The 681-nt window shown below is 66.7% G+C and carries 1 protein-coding gene; it reads right to left on the bottom strand.

What is annotated here, in order from left to right:
- A partial coding sequence (locus tag HWX22_RS31340) for an Ig-like domain-containing protein (protein ID WP_208456508.1) occupies positions 1-681 on the bottom strand: 681 nt, incomplete at both ends.

The raw sequence follows: 681 nt of genomic DNA, 5'->3' as shown, positions 1-681 counted from the left end.
GTCGTTCGTCTCGCCGTTCGGCGCGACATTGCCCACCTGCGGCTCGACCGCGTCGAACACGCCCGTGATCGACGGTGCGCTCGGCACCCCGCCCACCTGCAGCGTGAAATCAAAGCCGTCGCTCGGCTCGCTTTCGTTACCCGAAATATCGCGTGCAACAGCCGTCAGTTCGTGCTGCCCTTCGGTCAGCGGCGAACCGGGCCGGAACGACCAGTGGCCGTCCGCATCCGCCTGCGTGCTGCCCAGCAGCACCTTCGCGCCAAACGCCGTGTCGTAGATCAGCACTACGCTGTTCTTTTCGGCCGTGCCCTTGAGCATCGGTTGCGTATCGTCGGTCGTATCGTGCGGCTTCAGCGGCCCGGTCACGTTACCGACGTTATCAATCACTTCTGCAATCGACGGTCTAGCCGGCGCCGACGTATCGACGGTGACGTTGAACGACTCGCTTGCGCCGCTTTCATTGCCCGCCGCGTCCCGCGCCGTCACCGTGAAATCATGCTCGCCATCCGCGAGCGGGGTGCCCGGCGTGAACGACCAGCCGCCCGCCGCGTTCGCGACGGTCGAGCCGATCGCCTTGCCGCCGTCGTAGATCGTCACCACCGCGCCCGGCTCCGCCGAGCCCTTCAGCGTCGGCGTCGTATCGTCCGTCGTCCCGTGGTTCACGATCGGGCCCTGCACCGC

It is taken from the genome of Burkholderia sp. BCC1638, assembly GCF_902833195.1.
In the GTDB taxonomy this organism is placed as follows: Bacteria; Pseudomonadota; Gammaproteobacteria; order Burkholderiales; family Burkholderiaceae; genus Burkholderia; species Burkholderia diffusa.
The sequence above is the reverse complement of the archived record's forward strand: the minus strand, read 5'-3'. Positions and strand labels throughout refer to the sequence as shown.